Origin of the sequence: Luteolibacter ambystomatis (assembly GCF_018137965.1) — a bacterium.
Lineage (GTDB): Bacteria > Verrucomicrobiota > Verrucomicrobiia > Verrucomicrobiales > Akkermansiaceae > Luteolibacter > Luteolibacter ambystomatis.
The window spans coordinates 4,151,636-4,166,979 of the sequence record NZ_CP073100.1 but is presented as its reverse complement, the minus strand read 5'-3'; the positions used below and the strand labels follow the sequence as shown (position 1 = coordinate 4,166,979).

General features: G+C 63.8%; 14 protein-coding genes. 4 read left to right on the top strand and 10 right to left on the bottom strand.

Going from position 1 to position 15,344, the window contains the following annotated elements:
- Positions 1-54: 54 nt before the first annotated feature.
- Both KBB96_RS15995 and lepA read right to left on the bottom strand, forming a co-directional pair.
- Positions 55-501, bottom strand: coding sequence for a hypothetical protein (locus KBB96_RS15995; protein ID WP_211630498.1), 447 nt, complete (start codon positions 499-501; stop codon positions 55-57).
- 158 nt (positions 502-659) lie between these two features.
- Positions 660-2,459: a translation elongation factor 4 gene (gene lepA / locus KBB96_RS15990; protein ID WP_211630497.1), complete on the bottom strand. Its 1,800-nt coding sequence runs from the start codon at positions 2,457-2,459 to the stop codon at positions 660-662.
- A 155-nt stretch (positions 2,460-2,614) separates the two neighbouring features.
- On the opposite strand from lepA, the gene KBB96_RS15985 reads away from it, so the two are divergent.
- Positions 2,615-4,171 (top strand): serine/threonine-protein kinase, encoded by a 1,557-nt coding sequence (locus tag KBB96_RS15985; protein ID WP_211630496.1) that lies wholly within the window; start codon positions 2,615-2,617, stop codon positions 4,169-4,171.
- A 198-nt stretch (positions 4,172-4,369) separates the two neighbouring features.
- Here KBB96_RS15985 and KBB96_RS15980 read toward each other — a convergent pair whose 3' ends face one another.
- The 6 genes from KBB96_RS15980 to KBB96_RS15955 form a co-directional block, all read right to left on the bottom strand.
- Positions 4,370-5,218, bottom strand: coding sequence for an ABC transporter permease (locus tag KBB96_RS15980; RefSeq protein WP_211630495.1), 849 nt, complete (start codon positions 5,216-5,218; stop codon positions 4,370-4,372).
- Positions 5,215-6,120, bottom strand: coding sequence for an ABC transporter ATP-binding protein (locus KBB96_RS15975; RefSeq protein WP_211630494.1), 906 nt, complete (start codon positions 6,118-6,120; stop codon positions 5,215-5,217). The genes KBB96_RS15980 and KBB96_RS15975 overlap by 4 nt, the downstream gene beginning before the upstream one ends.
- 4 nt (positions 6,121-6,124) lie before the next feature.
- Positions 6,125-6,658 carry a type II secretion system protein gene (locus tag KBB96_RS15970; RefSeq protein WP_211630493.1) on the bottom strand — a complete coding sequence of 178 codons (534 nt, stop codon included), beginning with the start codon at positions 6,656-6,658 and terminating at the stop codon, positions 6,125-6,127.
- A gap of 12 nt (positions 6,659-6,670) precedes the next feature.
- Positions 6,671-7,279 (bottom strand): hypothetical protein, encoded by a 609-nt coding sequence (locus KBB96_RS15965; protein WP_211630492.1) that lies wholly within the window; start codon positions 7,277-7,279, stop codon positions 6,671-6,673.
- A 68-nt stretch (positions 7,280-7,347) separates the two neighbouring features.
- Positions 7,348-8,952 (bottom strand): murein biosynthesis integral membrane protein MurJ, encoded by a 1,605-nt coding sequence (gene murJ / locus KBB96_RS15960; RefSeq protein WP_211630491.1) that lies wholly within the window; start codon positions 8,950-8,952, stop codon positions 7,348-7,350.
- A gap of 112 nt (positions 8,953-9,064) precedes the next feature.
- A complete protein-coding gene (locus tag KBB96_RS15955; RefSeq protein ID WP_226373560.1) occupies positions 9,065-10,093 on the bottom strand; it encodes an L-threonylcarbamoyladenylate synthase in 1,029 nt (342 codons plus the stop codon).
- Positions 10,094-10,283: 190 nt separating this feature from the next.
- Here KBB96_RS15955 and KBB96_RS15950 point away from each other — a divergent pair, with 190 nt between their 5' ends.
- The 3 genes from KBB96_RS15950 to KBB96_RS15940 all read left to right on the top strand — a co-directional run bounded on the left by KBB96_RS15950 (position 10,284) and on the right by KBB96_RS15940 (position 13,384).
- Entirely contained in the window at positions 10,284-11,165 is an 882-nt protein-coding gene (locus tag KBB96_RS15950; protein ID WP_211630490.1) for a hypothetical protein, read from the top strand.
- A gap of 79 nt (positions 11,166-11,244) precedes the next feature.
- Positions 11,245-11,853 (top strand): N-acetylmuramoyl-L-alanine amidase family protein, encoded by a 609-nt coding sequence (locus KBB96_RS15945; protein WP_211630489.1) that lies wholly within the window; start codon positions 11,245-11,247, stop codon positions 11,851-11,853.
- Positions 11,854-11,902: 49 nt separating this feature from the next.
- Positions 11,903-13,384 carry an NAD(P)H-hydrate dehydratase gene (locus KBB96_RS15940; RefSeq protein ID WP_211630488.1) on the top strand — a complete coding sequence of 494 codons (1,482 nt, stop codon included), beginning with the start codon at positions 11,903-11,905 and terminating at the stop codon, positions 13,382-13,384.
- Positions 13,385-13,388: 4 nt separating this feature from the next.
- Here KBB96_RS15940 and KBB96_RS15935 read toward each other — a convergent pair whose 3' ends face one another.
- On the bottom strand, positions 13,389-14,480 hold the full coding sequence (locus KBB96_RS15935) for a PIN/TRAM domain-containing protein (RefSeq protein ID WP_211630487.1): 1,092 nt from the start codon (positions 14,478-14,480) through the stop codon (positions 13,389-13,391).
- Between the two features lie 67 nt (positions 14,481-14,547).
- Positions 14,548-15,303: an HAD family hydrolase gene (locus tag KBB96_RS15930; protein WP_211630486.1), complete on the bottom strand. Its 756-nt coding sequence runs from the start codon at positions 15,301-15,303 to the stop codon at positions 14,548-14,550.
- Positions 15,304-15,344: the final 41 nt, after the last annotated feature.

Sequence of the window (15,344 nt, the reverse complement as noted above, 5' to 3'; positions counted from 1 at the left end):
GTCCTTCCATTGATTCGATAGTCGATAGGAATATGATGTGCGGAAGATCGGCGGTTAGAGGTCTCCTTCGACGGAACCTTCCTTGGTTCCAGCCATGAGATAGCCTGCGAGGCCATCGATGGTTTTCCAGAGGCCGATGCCGAGGGCGGCGAAGCAGCCGTAGAGCAGGAGGCGGGGGAGGAAACCGAGGCCCCACCAGAAGGAGCAGAAGGTGACGGTGGCGGCGAGGATCAGGCCGATGCCGATGAGAAACTTTTTGCGGCAGGCATCGCGGATGGTGGCGATGCGGTCGGCGCGGGCGTGGTTGTAGAGGAGATCGGCGGTTGGGCCGGTGACGTTGTTGACCTCCAGACGGTGGTAGACGTCTTCCTTCTTTTCGCCCCACAGGACCATTTTCAGCACCATGGCGTAGAGACGGTGTTCTTCGACTCCGGCATCGGGAATCGTGCCAGCCTTGGCTGGATCTTCCAGTGGTGCGTTGGGGGAGGTATAGGGGTCCATGGTTGATCCGGACCCTTCTATCTCACCCCGCGTAATGGGGGCAAATCTGAATGAGCAGAAGGGAGTCTTCCGCCCGGACGTTTCGACGAAACGTCCCTACCTTCAGAACAAGGACAGGAATGTCCTTGCTCCCAGTCAGGGCCGAGGGTGGTGCGGGCTCAGTCTCCCGATTTAAGCACCTTGATGAAGGCGTCCTGGGGGATGTTGACCTTGCCGAACATCTTCATCTTCTTCTTACCTTCCTTCTGCTTCTCGAGGAGCTTGCGCTTGCGGGTGATGTCGCCGCCGTAGCACTTGGCGGTGACGTTCTTGCGCATGGCGCTGATGCTCTCGCGGGCGACGATCTTGCCGCCGACGGCGGCCTGGATGGCGACGACGAAGAGGTGCGGCGGGATGACGTCCTTGAGCTTGGTGGCGAGCATGCGGCCGTAGGATTCGGCCTTGTCGCGGTGGACGATGGTGGAGAAGGCCTCGACGGGATCACCGGCGATGAGCATGTCCATCTTCACCATGTTGGCCGGGCGGTAGCCGGCGTGCTCGTAGTCCATGGAGCCGTAGCCGCGGGTCATGGACTTCAGCTTGTCATTGAAGTCGACGAGGATTTCACCGAGCGGAAGGACGCAGGAGAGCATGACGCGCATGTCGTCGATGGTCTCGGTGTTGGTGACCTCGCCGCGTTTTTCGAGGACGAGCTGCATCATGTCGCCGATGTAGTCGCCGGGGACCATGATGTAGACGTTCACGACGGGCTCGCGGATCTCCTGGATGACCTGGGTTTCCGGGAAGAAGGTGGGGTTGTCCACGATCAGCTCCGAGCCATCCGTGAGCGTGACCTGGTAGATCACGGACGGGTAGGTGGAGATGACGTCCATGTTGAACTCGCGGCGGAGACGTTCCTGGATGATCTCCATGTGGAGCAGGCCGAGGAAGCCGCAGCGGAAGCCGAAGCCGAGGGCGGTGGAGCTTTCCGAGCCGTAGGTGAAGGCGGCGTCGTTGATCTGGAGCTTGGCCATGGCGGCCTTGAGCGCCTCGTAGTCGGAGGATTCCACCGGGTAGATGCCGGAGAAGACCATCGGCTGGATCTCCTTGTAGCCGGGAAGCGGCTCCGGGCAGGGGTGGGTGTTGTCGGTGATGGTGTCGCCGATCTTCGCCTCATCGGCGGATTTCATGTTGGCGATCACGTAGCCCACGTCGCCCGCGACGAGCTGGGGGCGGGCGCTCATCTTCGGGGTGAAGACGCCGACTTCCTTGACCTCGTAGGTCTTGCCGGTGTGCATCAGCTTGATGCGCTGGCCTTTCTTGACGGTGCCGGAGAAGACGCGGACGTAGGAGACGACGCCGCGGTAGGTATCGTAGATGGAGTCGAAGACCGAGCAGCGCAGGAGCTTGTCCGGGTTCTCGACCGGGGCCGGGACGCGGGCGACGACGGCCTCGAGGATGTCGATGATGCCGATGCCGGCCTTGGCGGAGGCGGGGATGGCGTCCTCACCGGGGATGGCGAGGATGTCCTCGAGCTGGCGGCGGCATTTCTCGACGTCGGCAGCGGGGAGGTCGATCTTGTTGAGGACCGGGATGATGACGAGGTTCTGGGCGTGGGCGAGGTGGAGGTTCGCCACGGTCTGGGCCTCCACGCCCTGGGCGGCGTCCACCATCAGGATCGCGCCTTCGCAGGCGGCCAGCGAGCGGGCGACTTCGTACGAGAAATCGACATGGCCCGGGGTGTCCAGGAGGTTGAGCTTGTAGGTCTTGCCGTCCATGGCCTTGTACTCCATCGCCACCGGGTGGGACTTGATGGTGATGCCCTTCTCGCGCTCCAGGTCCATGGCGTCCAGGAGCTGTTCCTTTTCATCGCGCTGGGCCACGGTATTGGTGGCGCCCATGAGGCGGTCGGACAGCGTGGTCTTCCCGTGGTCGATGTGAGCGATGATCGAGAAATTGCGTGTCAGGCTGGTAGGCATGGCGTTACGGGGACCGGGACAGGGCGGAAAAAGGGCTCGCGAGGGGCGGAAGAGAAGCACGAAATCGCTGAAAGGCACGCAAAATTACAGCCGGTATAAGCAAACCGCCACGTGGCAGTAGCCGAAATGTCCAACCTTTGCTAGGAAGTCCCCCAGTGAGCCAGCGATTCCAGATTGAAGACCTATTGGCCCAGGATGAACACGGTGTCGTGTTCCGGGCGCAGGATAGTGAGACCGGCAAGCAGGTCGCCCTGCGGCGGATTTTTCCCTACGGACCGGACGGCGGCGGCCTGAAGGACGGCGAGCGGGAGGCCTACGAGGCGGGGATCCAGAAATTCTCGTCGATCCAGCACGCCGGGCTGCGGACGGTGATCGCGGGCGGCTGTGATCCGGTGGACGGCATGCCGTTCCTGGCCACGGAGTGGGTCGAGGGGCCGACGCTGGCGAAGGCGATGGAGCGCGGCCCGGTGCCGGCGAACTCCGTGATCGCCCTGATGCAGCGGGCCCTGGACCTGTGCGCGACACTTTCGATCGCCTTCAATGAGGAGGAAACCGTGTGGCTGGAGACCTCGCCCTCCGCGATTGTCATCAGCGCGGGGGATTTGCAGCGTGGATTCACCTTCTGGGTGGGGCCTCTGAAGTGGCTGAACGAAGTCGGCGGCAAGCGCGGTCTCGCGCCGCTGGCGAAGCTGATGCGGACGGTGCTTTCCCAGCCGCATCCCGAGGATGATCCGGCGGTGCTGGAGATTTTGCAGAATTACAGCCGCTGGTTGGAGAAATACTCCGAGCTGGCAACCATCCCGCAGGCCCGCGAGGCGCTGAAGGAGCAGTTCGCGCCGCTGGTCAAGGGGGCCGCCGCCCGGGCGGTCCCGGCCGCTCCGGCTGCTGCCGCGGCCCCTCCCGGGCCACGTCCGGTGATGGCTCCGGCCCGTCCGATGCAAGCGGCCGCGCGCCCGACCCAACCGGCTGCCGCCGCCCGTCCGACCCAGCCCGCCGCGCGTTCCCAGGCGGTGACCACCGCCGCGCCGGTGGTGAAGCCGCAGGGGGTGGGCGCTCCGGCGACCGCCACCCAGTCCGCCGCCGCGCCGGCGCCGGGCAAGCCGAAGAAGAAGGGCTTCAAGTTCATGCCGCTGGTCACGGTGCTGGTGTGCGCCGTTTGCTTCGGAGCCGCGGGATTCCAGATCTACCGCTCCCAGCAGGCGAAGAAGGGCAAGGCCGTGCTTTCTTCCGCGGAGAAGGAGGAGCAGAAGAGCCTCAATGCCTCCATTGCCAAAGCGGTGGCAGGCGGAAAAACCGAGGCCAGCCAGCCCGCAGCCGCGACCACACCCGAGAAAACTCCGGAGCCTCCGCCAAAACAGGAGCCGAAGCCTCAACCCAGCAAGCAGCCTTCCAAACCGGCTGCTGCCAAGCCCACTCCGCCGAAACCTCCGCCAGCGCCCGCGGCGGTGGTGCTGCCTGCCAATCACGCCATTCTCGGCACATGGAAGTACTTCGCCAATGGCACCGCCTACACGCGGGTTTTTTCCACCGAGGGCGGGGTGAGCTATTGCCAGCTCACGGCGAACGGAAAACCGGAGTGGAAGGGCAAGGTCGTGAAGATCAGCGGGGATGACATCGTCGTGGCCGATCCCAAGGGCACGGAGATGCACCACGTGATCGCGAAGGATGGCAAGAGCCTGCGGATCGAGGACAAGTACCAGGCTTCGAAGTGAACTAGTAACGTGAGGCTCCCGCCTCGCGTGCTTCTTGCGGCGCTTTCGGCGAGAGGGGTGATTTCTGTCTGCTGCGTTCTCTTTCCCGCACGCGAAGCAGGAGCTTCGCGCTACCAGGCGCTTAGTTCCAAAGGCGCGTGGGGATGAAGGTGGATTCACCCAACCCGAAGTCTCACGACTCCGGCTACGAAGAAAACCTCACGTCTTGAAATCGCGCGTCTGGAAGGCCATCCAGCCGATGATGAACAGGGTGGCATTGAGGCCGAACAGCAGCGTGTAGGACTCCGCGATCTTCGCCCAGTCGATGTGTTTCTCCAACAGGAAGATCCACGCGCTCATGCGCCAGGTGATGAACCATTCCTCGTAGGGTTTGAAGAAGGGGATGGCCTTCAGGATCATGTCCACGAACAGGATGGAGAGCGTCACGATGGTGGCGGCCGCGGGCTTGATCTTGAAGCAGGAGAACATGAACGCGATCGAGGACAGCGTGATCATGCTGACTCCCAGCCCGAGCGCGCCGAGCGCGAGACGCGGTGCGCCCTCGTTCCACGTCGGGAAGGCGGCGAAAACCTTCATGACCTGTTCCATCACCAGCAGTCCACCATCGAGCCCCACGGCGATCACGGCCATCAGGTAGCCGGTGAGGCCCACGATGAGCACGAAGGTGAAGGTGTAGAGGCAGACGGCGAGGTACTTCACCAGCAGCACGCGGAAGCGCGAGACCGGCCGGGCGAAGACGAGCCGCAGGTTGCCGTCCTCGCTTTCCTTCGCCACGATGTCTCCGCCGACGAGAGCGAAGAAGATCGAGCCGAGCGAGAACATGCTCAGCAGGATCATCATGAAGGTCATGGAGAGGGAGCTGTAGTAGGTCCCGAAGTCGAGCCCGTTGCGATCCAGGATCTGGCGGCCGTCACGCTGGACGGTCTCCAGTTTGTAGACTCCCAGGATGACCGCCTCCATGAAGATGAAGGCCCCGTAGCCCATCCACGAGCGCGGGCGGCCGAAGAGCTTGCGGAGTTCGCCGCGGAGTTGTTGGAAGAAGATCATCGGTCGGCCGCTTGGCTGATTTCCATGTAAAGGTCTTCCAGGGACCGGCGGACGGGGGCGAAGGCGCGCACCTTCACACCGCCGGAGACGAGGCAGGAAACGAACTCGGCGGGATCGAGTCCGGGCGGCAGCGAGATCCGTCCTTCGGCGAGGACTTCGCCCCCACGGGCGGCGAGCAGGCCGCAGGCGGTGCCCCACGGTTCGAGGTCCACCTGATAGACCGCGTCCTCGTCCGCAAGGTTGGCCACGCTGCCTTCGTGGATGCGTTTCCCCTGCCGCAGGATCGCCACGCGGTCGCACATCAGTTCGACCTCGGCGAGCAGGTGGGAATTGAAAAGGACGGTCATGCCACGGTCCTTGCGCAGGCCGAGGATGAAATCGCGGAACCAGCGGATGCCTTCGGGATCGAGTCCATCGGTGGGTTCGTCCAGCAGCAGGATCTCCGGTTCCGGCAGCAGGGCCTGGGCGAGTGCGAGGCGCTGGCGCATGCCGTGGCTGTAGGTGCCGACCTTCGAGTGGATGCGCGGGGTCAGGTCCACGCGTTCCACCACCTCGCGGGCGGCTCCTTCATCGAAGCCGCCGGAGTAGGACATCAGTTGGCGGAGATTTTCCCAACCACTAAGGTAATCGTAGAAAGCAGGGGACTCGAAGATCGCGCCGACCTTGCGCAGCGCCTTGGAGCGGTCCTTCGAGACATCGTGCCCGCCGATCCTCACGCTGCCTTTTCCCGGCATCACCATGCCGAGGATGATTCCCAGCGTGGTGCTCTTGCCCGCGCCGTTGTGGCCCAGGAGGCCGTAGATCTCGCCGCGGTGGACGGTGAAGGAAACATCCTGGAGCGCGGGCTTGCCGCCGAATTCCTTCCACAGTCCGGAGACTTCCAGCATCGGATCGGCATCCATGATCTCAGGGAGTGGAAGTGCCCGGGGTGGAAGTGGTGAACTTCAGGTCGCTGGAGGCGGTGAAGTCCGCGTAGAGGATGTTGGTGCCCTTCGGCTCCGGGTGCCAGGACTCCTTGTCCGCCACCAGCGGGATCGCCTGCGGGCGGCCGTCCTTGCCGAGGAAGGAGAGATTGCTCGCGAGCTGGCCGCTCACCGCGGAGTTCCAGATATAGCTGCAGCCGGTCTTCTTGTACTCCTTGCCATCGGCCGGACACTGGAAGGCATCCGGAGCGGAAAGGTAGGGCACCAGTTCGGTTTCGAGGACTTTCACTTCCTCCTCCTTCGATTCACGGGAGGCGGCGAGCGGCGGCATTTTCCGGTTGTTGTCCTGGAGATAGCTTTCGACCCCCACGCCGATGTTCCGCAGCTTGCCGAGGCAGGCTGCCTGCTTGGACTTCGCAAGGCCGCGGCTGACGAGCGGCGTCGAAATGGCGGCGAGCACGACGATGATCGTGATGGTGACCAACAGTTCGACAAGGGTGAAGCCGCGGGATCTCATTCCAATCATCGGTCAGCGTTGAGGTTCGCGCATCGCTTCACTCATGGCCTCCACCAATGGTGCGAGGTCGAGTTTCGTCTTGGCGCTGGCCTTGGAATAGTAGGCGCGCATGCCTTCACCGCTGGCCTTTTCCAGCAGATCATTGCCTATGCTGCGGGTGCGTTCCATGTCTTCCTTGCTGCGGCCGCTTTCGAGATCCTTGAGCGCCTGCTCCACGAAGCTTTTGCGCTGCTCCGGGCTCATCTTGTCGATGGCCGTCACGAAGGTTTCCATCGTATCGCGGATGGTCAGGTCGAAGAAGATCTCTTTCTCGCGTTGATCGAGCTTGTCATAGAAGCGCTCTCCGGGGCGTTGCTCGCGGGTCTTCTGGCGCTCGCGGAAGTCGAGGCGGTTGACCATGCCGGCGATGTTGCGGAGTTCCTTTTCGCGGCGGGCGGCTTCGGCGGGATCGTGGCTGGCGCTGGGATCGGACCAGTCTTCGAAGTTCGCCTTGGCGACTTCGCGCTCGACGGAAGCCATGGTGGTGCGCCGCGAACCGGCCCACGACCGGATACCCCACACGACGCCCCAGAGGACGACGAGGACGATGGCGGCTTTGATGAGAACGGCGCGATGAGCCATGGCGGGCGGAATTTAGTCGGGAAAACGCCCCATGCAAGACCGGGGGGCTTTGGAACGACCGGAGGGTATCAGGCCTTGGATCGCCGGAACCGCCGTGTGACCATTTCGAGGGCTTCCTTGGCCTCCGCCACCTGCAGGATCCGGGCCACGCCGAAATAGGTGGCCCCGGCCGCCGTCACCGCGACCACCAGCCAGAGCGCGCGGGCGATCTGGGACATTTGGCTCAGATCGTGGAAAAGATAGCGCTGTGCCAGCAGGCAGACACCGGTCATGGCAGCGCCCGCGCCCAGCAGTTTCGTGCATAGCACGAGCAGCGCGCGGGTTTCGAGGCCGTCCGAGATGCGGAGCATGGCGGTGTAGAGGATGATGAAATTGACGATGGCGACCAGGCTGGTGGTCGTCGCCAGCGCCTCGACCCCCATGTGGCGCACGGTCACGAAGTACCAGTTCGAGGTGATGCTCAGCGCGATGGCCACGAAGCTGACCATCATGGGAATCCAGCGGCGGTTTGCGGCGTAGAACGCCGGTTGCAGCACCTTCAGCCAGGAATACGCCAGCAGGCCGATGCCGTAGCCGCGCAGGGCGGCGGCGGTTTCGATACGGCCGGCCACGTTGAAGGCTCCGCGTTCGAAGATCACGCTGATGATGGGTTCCGCCAGGAAGCAAAGTCCCAAAGCCGAGGGCAGGACGAGGAAGGTCACCAGCCGCAGGCCCCGGGCCAGCACGTCACGGAATTCCGGCCCGGTGCCGCCGAGCGCCGCGCGGGAGAGGGCGGGCAGGGTCACGGTTGCGACGGCCACGCCGAACACGCCGATGGGGAGCTGCATCAGGCGGAAGGCCCAGTTGAGCGCGCTCACCGCGCCCTTGCCGATGGAGGTGGCGAACTGCGAGTTCACCACCACGTTGATCTGCACCACGGATGCGGAAATCACCGCCGGTCCCATCAGGCCGAAGATCGTTCGGATCGCCGGGTCCTTCCAGCGCCAGTCCGGCCGCCAGCGGAAACCCAGCCGCCGCAGCGAAGGAAGCTGGCAGACCAGTTGCCCGAGGCCGCCGGCCAACACGCCGATCGACATGCCGATCATCGTCTTCGGGCCATGATGCGGGTCCAGCCACAGGCCGATGCCGGTGCCCGCGATGATCGAGCCGAGATTGAAGAAGCACGACGAAAGCGCGGGAATGCCGAAGACGTTGCGTGCGTTGAGGATGCCCATCACCAGTGCCGCCAGGCTGACCAGCAGCATGAACGGCCACATGATCCGGGTCATCTGGATCGTCAGCGCGATGTCATCCGGGGAGAAGGTCCGGGCCTTGCCCGCAGTGCCATCGAGAGCGGTCAGCAGGTGGACGAGTTGCGGGGAAAACAGGATGCCCAGCAGCGAAACGGCGGCCATTGCCATGCCTACCAGCGTCAGCATCTTGGCTGCCAGCGGCCACGCGCTTTCCGGGCCGTCCTCCTTCACCTTCTTCGAGAAGGTGGTCACGAAGGCTTGGGAAAGGGCTCCTTCCGCGAAGAGATCCCGCAGCAGGTTCGGGATGCGGAAGGCGATGTTGAAGCAATCCATCAGGACGCCGTGTCCGAAGAACGCGGCGAAGATCTGGTCGCGGATCAGGCCGAGCACACGGCTGGCCATCACGGCCGCGCTGACTTTCCATGTGGATTTGGCGGACATCGGGGATGTTGGGGACGTGCCTCCGTTAGCCGATCCGCAGCCGGAACCAATGGATTTGTGCGGAAAGCGCCCGATTCTTTTTGGAACGCCAGCCGGGTTGCGGAGAGAGCGGTTACTTCGCCGCGGCGCGTCTCAGGCGGTCCATGATCGCGACACCGAGTCCGGTTTCGCTCACAGGCTCGGCCACGATGGCGTCGAGGCCGGCCTCATCGAGCTGGCGCATGACGAAGAACAGGCGCAGCGCGGCTTCCGCCAGTTTGCCATTGCCGGGACTGAGGGCTTCCACCACCGCCCATTCGTGCAGGCCGATGTAGCCGTCCTTTTCCTCCTCGCGGTAGCTGAGCAGGCCGTAGCGCTTGCCTTCCTCCGGGATGAAGTCCTCCGGCTTGTCGAACATCAGCAGCGGCGTGCGGGGCGCATAGTGGCTGGCGAGCTGGCCGGGAGCGTGGGGCAGTTCGCCCGGGCGTTCCTTGGCTTTCTCCACACGACCGAACGGCTGGAGGTCCTCCTTGGTCACCGGACCCGCGCGCAATAGCTTGAACAGCGGCTTCTTGCCCTCGCGCGACTCGATGGAAATGATCGTGCTTTCCAGTCCTTCCGAGCAGGCGCCGCCGTCGATGACGAGCGGGATGCGGCCATCGAGCTCCTTGATCACGGCGCTGGCGGAAGTCGGGGAAATGCGGCCGAAGCGGTTGGCGCTGGGCGCGGCGATCGGGCGGCCGAGTTCGCGGCAGACGGCGCGGAAGATCGGATGCGCGCTCAGGCGGACCGCCACCGTCGGCAGGCCGCTGGTGACGAGATCCGGCACTTCCGGCTTCTTCGGCAGCACCAGGGTGAGCGGTCCCGGCCAGAAGGTGGACGTCAGTTTCTCGACCACATCGCGGATCGAATCGTCCACTTCCGCCACCTGGTGGAGATCGGACTTGCGCGCCACGTGGACGATGAGCGGGTCGAAGGATGGCCGTTCCTTGGCCTCGAACACCTTTGCGGCGGCCTCCGGATTGAGCGCATCCGCGCCGAGGCCATAGACGGTCTCGGTCGGCAGGGCCACGACTTCACCGCGCGCCAGCAAGGCGGCGGCCTCGCGCACGGCTTCCTTCATGTCTTCGTCGTTGGCGGAAATGATCCGGGTCTCGGGCACGGCGGAGGTTTAACAGATGGAACCACCTCCCGGGAAACCGGATTTTTCGACAAATCCAGACAAGAGTCGTGGCCGTTGTCGTTGTTCCCGGGATATCCATGCCCCTTTCCTTCCTTCCACATCCCCATCCTTCTAACGGTGGGTCCGCCGGGTTGACTCCCGCCCGAGTGATCGCTAAGCCTGCGGAGCCATGAACTTGCGCTCCCTCTTCTTGTCTTGCGGCCTCGCCATTGTTTCCGCCGCGGCGGCGCTTGGTCAGATCGACGCTTCGCTTGCCTTGGCGAAGAACCAGTTCGTGGCCGGAGAAGCGGTGCAAGCCACCGTGACCATCACCAACCAGACCGGTCAGGATCTCGTTTTCGCCGGTTCCGAACGGCAGCCATGGCTTGATTTCGTGATCAAGCGCAGTTCCAGCAGTGAATTGGCGATCCCCACCGGCAGTTTCAATTTCGGAACCGTCCGCATCCCGGCCGGTCAGACGATGGCCCGCCAGGTGAACCTTTCCTCCGCGTTCAACCTCGCCGAGCAGGGTAATTTCTCGGTGTATGCCGTGATCCGCGCTCCGGGCCAGACCTCGGGCGGAACCATCACCAACCGCGTTCTTTTCAATGTCTCCAATGGCCGCGCCTATTGGAGCCAGAAAGTCGGGGTCCGCGGGGACGCTTCCAAAGTCCGTGAATTCCGGATCCTGAACTACGCTGGCGACCAGAAAACCCTCCTCTATGTGCAGGTCGTCAACGACCGCACCGGCACGCCGATCCGCACCTATCCGCTCGGGGACGCGCTGATGTTCCGCAAGCCGCAGATCACCGTGGACCACAACCAGAACCTGCATGTGTTCTTCCTCAACTCGCCCACGATCTGGACCCATGCGGTGGTCGATACGGACGGCAAGCTGGTCCACAGCGAGTTTTTCACCCGTGCCGCGACCGGTGATCCGGTGTTGCTCACGCAGCAGGGCGGTGTGGTGACCGTTGGCAATGGGGCCCTGTATGACCCGAAGGCCATTGAGGCCGAGAAAAACCGGGCCCGGAAGGCGTCCGACCGCCCGATCATCACCTCCCAGAATTGAGGGTGGAATTGTTTAAAATTTCTTTACTTTCTTGCAAATTTTATTAACAATCTCGAATAGTTTCAAAACGCGAGGTATTATGCGAACGATCTTCAAGCGACTTTTGGCCCTTGCGGCCGTTTGTGCGCTGACCTCCCAAGCGGAAGCGCGCTATTTCCGGACTGTTGTGATCGATGCGGGTCACGGCGGCTACGACAAGGGGGCCCAGTGGGGCCAGGTGTACGAGAAGCACCTGTGCCTGGACACGGCGGCCCGCTTGCAGACTTATCTCCAGGGCATGGGTTTCAAGACGGTGATGACCCGCAACAGCGACTACTTCGTGTCACTGGCGCAGCGGGTGGCGATCACCGAGCGGTACAAGGACGCCATCTTCGTGGCGGTTCACTATAATTTCACCTACAAGGACACCGCCTGTGGTCTGGAAACCTACTATGCCAACGGTGCGGAAAGCCAGAATCTGGCTCAGATCGTCCAGCAGAGCATGTGCCGGAAGGTCCGCGCCACGGACCGTGGTGCGAAGTTCGCCCGCTACTATGTGATTCGTAATACCAAGGTCCCCGCGATCCTGGTGGAGTGCGGGTTCGTCAGCAATCCCACCGAGCGCCAGGGCATGAAGGCCGCTTGGTACCGTGACGCGTTGGCCAAGGGCATCGCCGAAGGCGTGATGCGCTTCCGCCGCAACGGTTGACCGTGGATTTCCGCCTGTGCGCCGTCCGCCCATGCGCTAACATGGCGTCATGGGCGCGGTGACGGCGGATGAAATGCGGGCATTGGAAGAAGCGGCGTTCCAAAAGGGAGCGACCGCCGCCAGCCTGATGACGAAGGCCGGTCGCAGGCTCGGGCTTGCCATTGCCAGGATGTTCCCAAGGCCGGGAACCGCCGTGGCGTATTTGGGAAAGGGGCACAACGCCGGAGACGCCTTGGTGGCTCTGGGGGTGCTGAGGGCCGCAGGCTGGCAGGTGGTGGCAAGGGCCTCCCGGCCTTTGGAAGAATGCGCTGATCTCACCCGTGCCATGTTTGAGGCCCTGGGGGGCGTGACGGTGCTGGAGGCATCTCCGGATGTGGTGGAGATGCCACGGCCTCTGGTGCTTTTGGACGGGCTGCTGGGTATTGGTGCGAATGGCGGCCCCCGTGGCACGTTGGCGGCCCTCTCGCGGGAAATGAACGGACTGCGGCGGACGGCAGGTGCGCGGGTGGTGGCGGTGGATCTTCCATCCGGAGTCGATGCTGATACGGGTGTGGTCCATCCGGATGCGGTGATCGCGGATGTCACGCTGACGATCGGTGTGCCGAAGCGCGGCTTGTTGCAGGCGGCGGCGGTCCATGCGGTGGGGGCGCTCGGGTTGGTGCCGGTGGAGGAATTGCGGGTCCCCGAGGTGGGTGATCTGGCGTTGATTTCACCATGGACTCTGGCCGCGGGCCGGGAACCGCGGCCATTTGACTTTCACAAGGGGAGGGCGGGCCGGGTGGCTCTGCTTGCCGGATCCGTCCCCTACAGTGGCGCGGCCGTTCTGGCGGCTACGGGTGCGCTGCGCGGCGGCGCGGGATTGGTGACGCTGCATGTGCCTGTGGAGGCTCATGCGTTGATCGCGGCAAAGTGCCCGCCGGAGGTGATGGTCCGCCCGGTTTCAGATCCACGGGATTTGTTGGGCAGCCGCTTCGATAGCTTGGTCGTAGGGCCGGGGCTGGGTGAGGCGGACGGAGATACCTTGCGCGAATTGTTGGAGGGATGCTCCGTTCCGGCGGTCATCGATGCGGATGCTCTGAACGCCTTGGCGAAATGTGGCGGCGTGGCGGGACTGCCCTCCCATCATGTGCTGACGCCGCATCCGGGAGAGTTCGCCCGGCTTGCTCCGGACCTGACCGGCCAGCCGCGCGAAGCGGCCGCACGGCTCTTCGCGGACCGTTCTTCACCGGTTCTGCTGCTGAAGGGCGCGCGCACATTGGTCACGGCGAAAGGGAAGCCGCTGTGGTGCAATTCCACTGGCACGCCCGGCATGGCGACCGGGGGCCAAGGGGACGTTCTCTCCGGGGTCATCGGCGCGTTGCTGGCAGGAGGGATGGAATCCTTGGACGCGGCTGCCTTGGGAGCCTGGCTGTGCGGGCGGGCCTCGGAGCGGGCGATCGCCGCCGGGGCGAGCGAGGAATCCCTGTCGGCCGGAGATGCCGCGGCGCATCTGGGCGGGGCTTTCCGTGATTGGCGGGAAGGAACCCGCTGAGGACCTAAGCCGCTTCCGCGAAAATCATGGTGCCGGCGCTGGTTTGCAGCGTGCTGATCACCAGGACATCCGCGGTCGAACCGATCTTCTGCACCGCGTGGTTGACCACGATCATGGTGCCGTCCGCCAGATAGCCGACGGCCTGATGATCCTCCTTGCCGGGGCGGACCAGTGCGATGCGCAGGCGCTCGCCCACCGCGACCACCGGCTTGAGGGCGTCCTCCAGATCCTGGATATTGAGCACGGCGATGTTGCGGAGCTTCGCCACCTTGCTGAGGTTTTCGTCCCCGGTCATCAGGCGTGCGCCCAGGAGTTGGGTGGTTTCGATCAGGCGGCTGTTGAGAGCCTCGTCCGGACGGGTGCCGTTCGACTCGTGAATGGATACCTGGAGATCCTTCGCGGTCCGCATTTGTTCCAAGCTCGCAAGCCCGCGCTCGCCACGCTGGCGGTGGGCGGCGGAGGGGGAATTCGCGAGCGCGTGCAGTTCATCGAGCACGAACCGGGGCACGATCAGCCGGCCATGGAGAAATCCGGCACGGAGGATCGCGGGCACCCGCCCGTCCATCACCGCTTCCGGATCGAGCACCACCGGCTGCCCGCTGTCCGCATCCTGGCGGAACCGCACGTAGGGGATGATGAAGGCGAAGTCATCCCGGTTGCTGCGCAGGGCCAGCACCGCGCCGATGAATCCGAGGCTGGCGAACAAGGTCACATCGAAGGCCAGCTTCACCGAGCCCACGAAAAGGTCCCGCTGGGATTGCTCCACCAGCGTGCGGTTGTAGTCGTGCTCGCGATCCCGCAGGGCCACCTCGAACAAGGAGAAGATCTGCACCCGTGTCAGCAGCCACGCGCAGAAGAGACCCACTCCCAGGCCGAAGATGGCGGTCGAGAATCCACGGAACGAGAAGCCGCGGATCAAGGACTCCACCATGATGAAAAAGCCCGCCACCAGCAGGCCGCCCAGCAGGCCCCACAGCTCCACCGGAAAACCCGGGGAGACCACCCCCTTCAGGCTGGATGCGATGGCATATCCCGCGGCTTCACAAACCAGCAGATAGGTCAGGCGAGCGACATTGACGGAGGGCTGGGATTGCATGGGGTGCGTCTCACATCACCATTTGCCAATGCCAATCCCATCGCAAGCCTAACCGTTTCAAGCGGGATCAGGATTCCCAGCCCGCTGGGTTCCTACCGAGACCAGTGATGAGCGCCGCCATGCGCCGCCAGCGGTCCAAAGTGGAGGTCCATGGCCGGGCCGGACGGGTGACATTCCAGCCGCGCTTGCGGCCGATGGCGGTGAGCTTCTCCGAGGGATTCACCAGCGTGGCGGTCTTGCAGATCGCCAGCAGCGGCAGGTCGGCGGTGCTGTCCGTGTAGCCGTGGGAATTGCGCAGGTGGCCATCCTTGAAGCGGTCTGGCATCAGTTCCCTCAGGCGGTCCACCTTGGCCATGCCCTTGTGGTTCTCCAGATCCGGAAAGAACGGCAGCGGGCCCTCGATTTCGACCGGTGTGCCGAGCGAAAGATCAAAGCCAAGGCGTCGGCCGATCTCGGTTACGTAGAATTCCGGACTCGCGGAGGTCAGCACCAAAAGGTCGCCTTTTGCACGATGCCGCTCGATTTCCGCGACCAATTCCGGGTAAAAATGCAACTCGCGGGCGAAGGCGCGGGCGTGGGAAACCAGCTCCTCCGGAGTCATCCGCCACAGGTAGGAAAGGAAAACCCGCTTCATCACACCGGCACCAAGCAGCTTGGCGAAAGGTGTGAATGCCAGAAACACAGGGAGATAGAACCGCCGCCACGGTGAGCGACGCAGCACCCGATGGCAGAAGAGGATCTGGCAGTCCCACGGCAGCAGCGTGCCATCGAGGTCGAAAAGTGCAATCCCGCGCGGGCGGGTGGTATCCGTTGGAAACGCCACGTGGCGAAGGGTTTCCGGGAGAATCCCGACTTGCAAGCTTG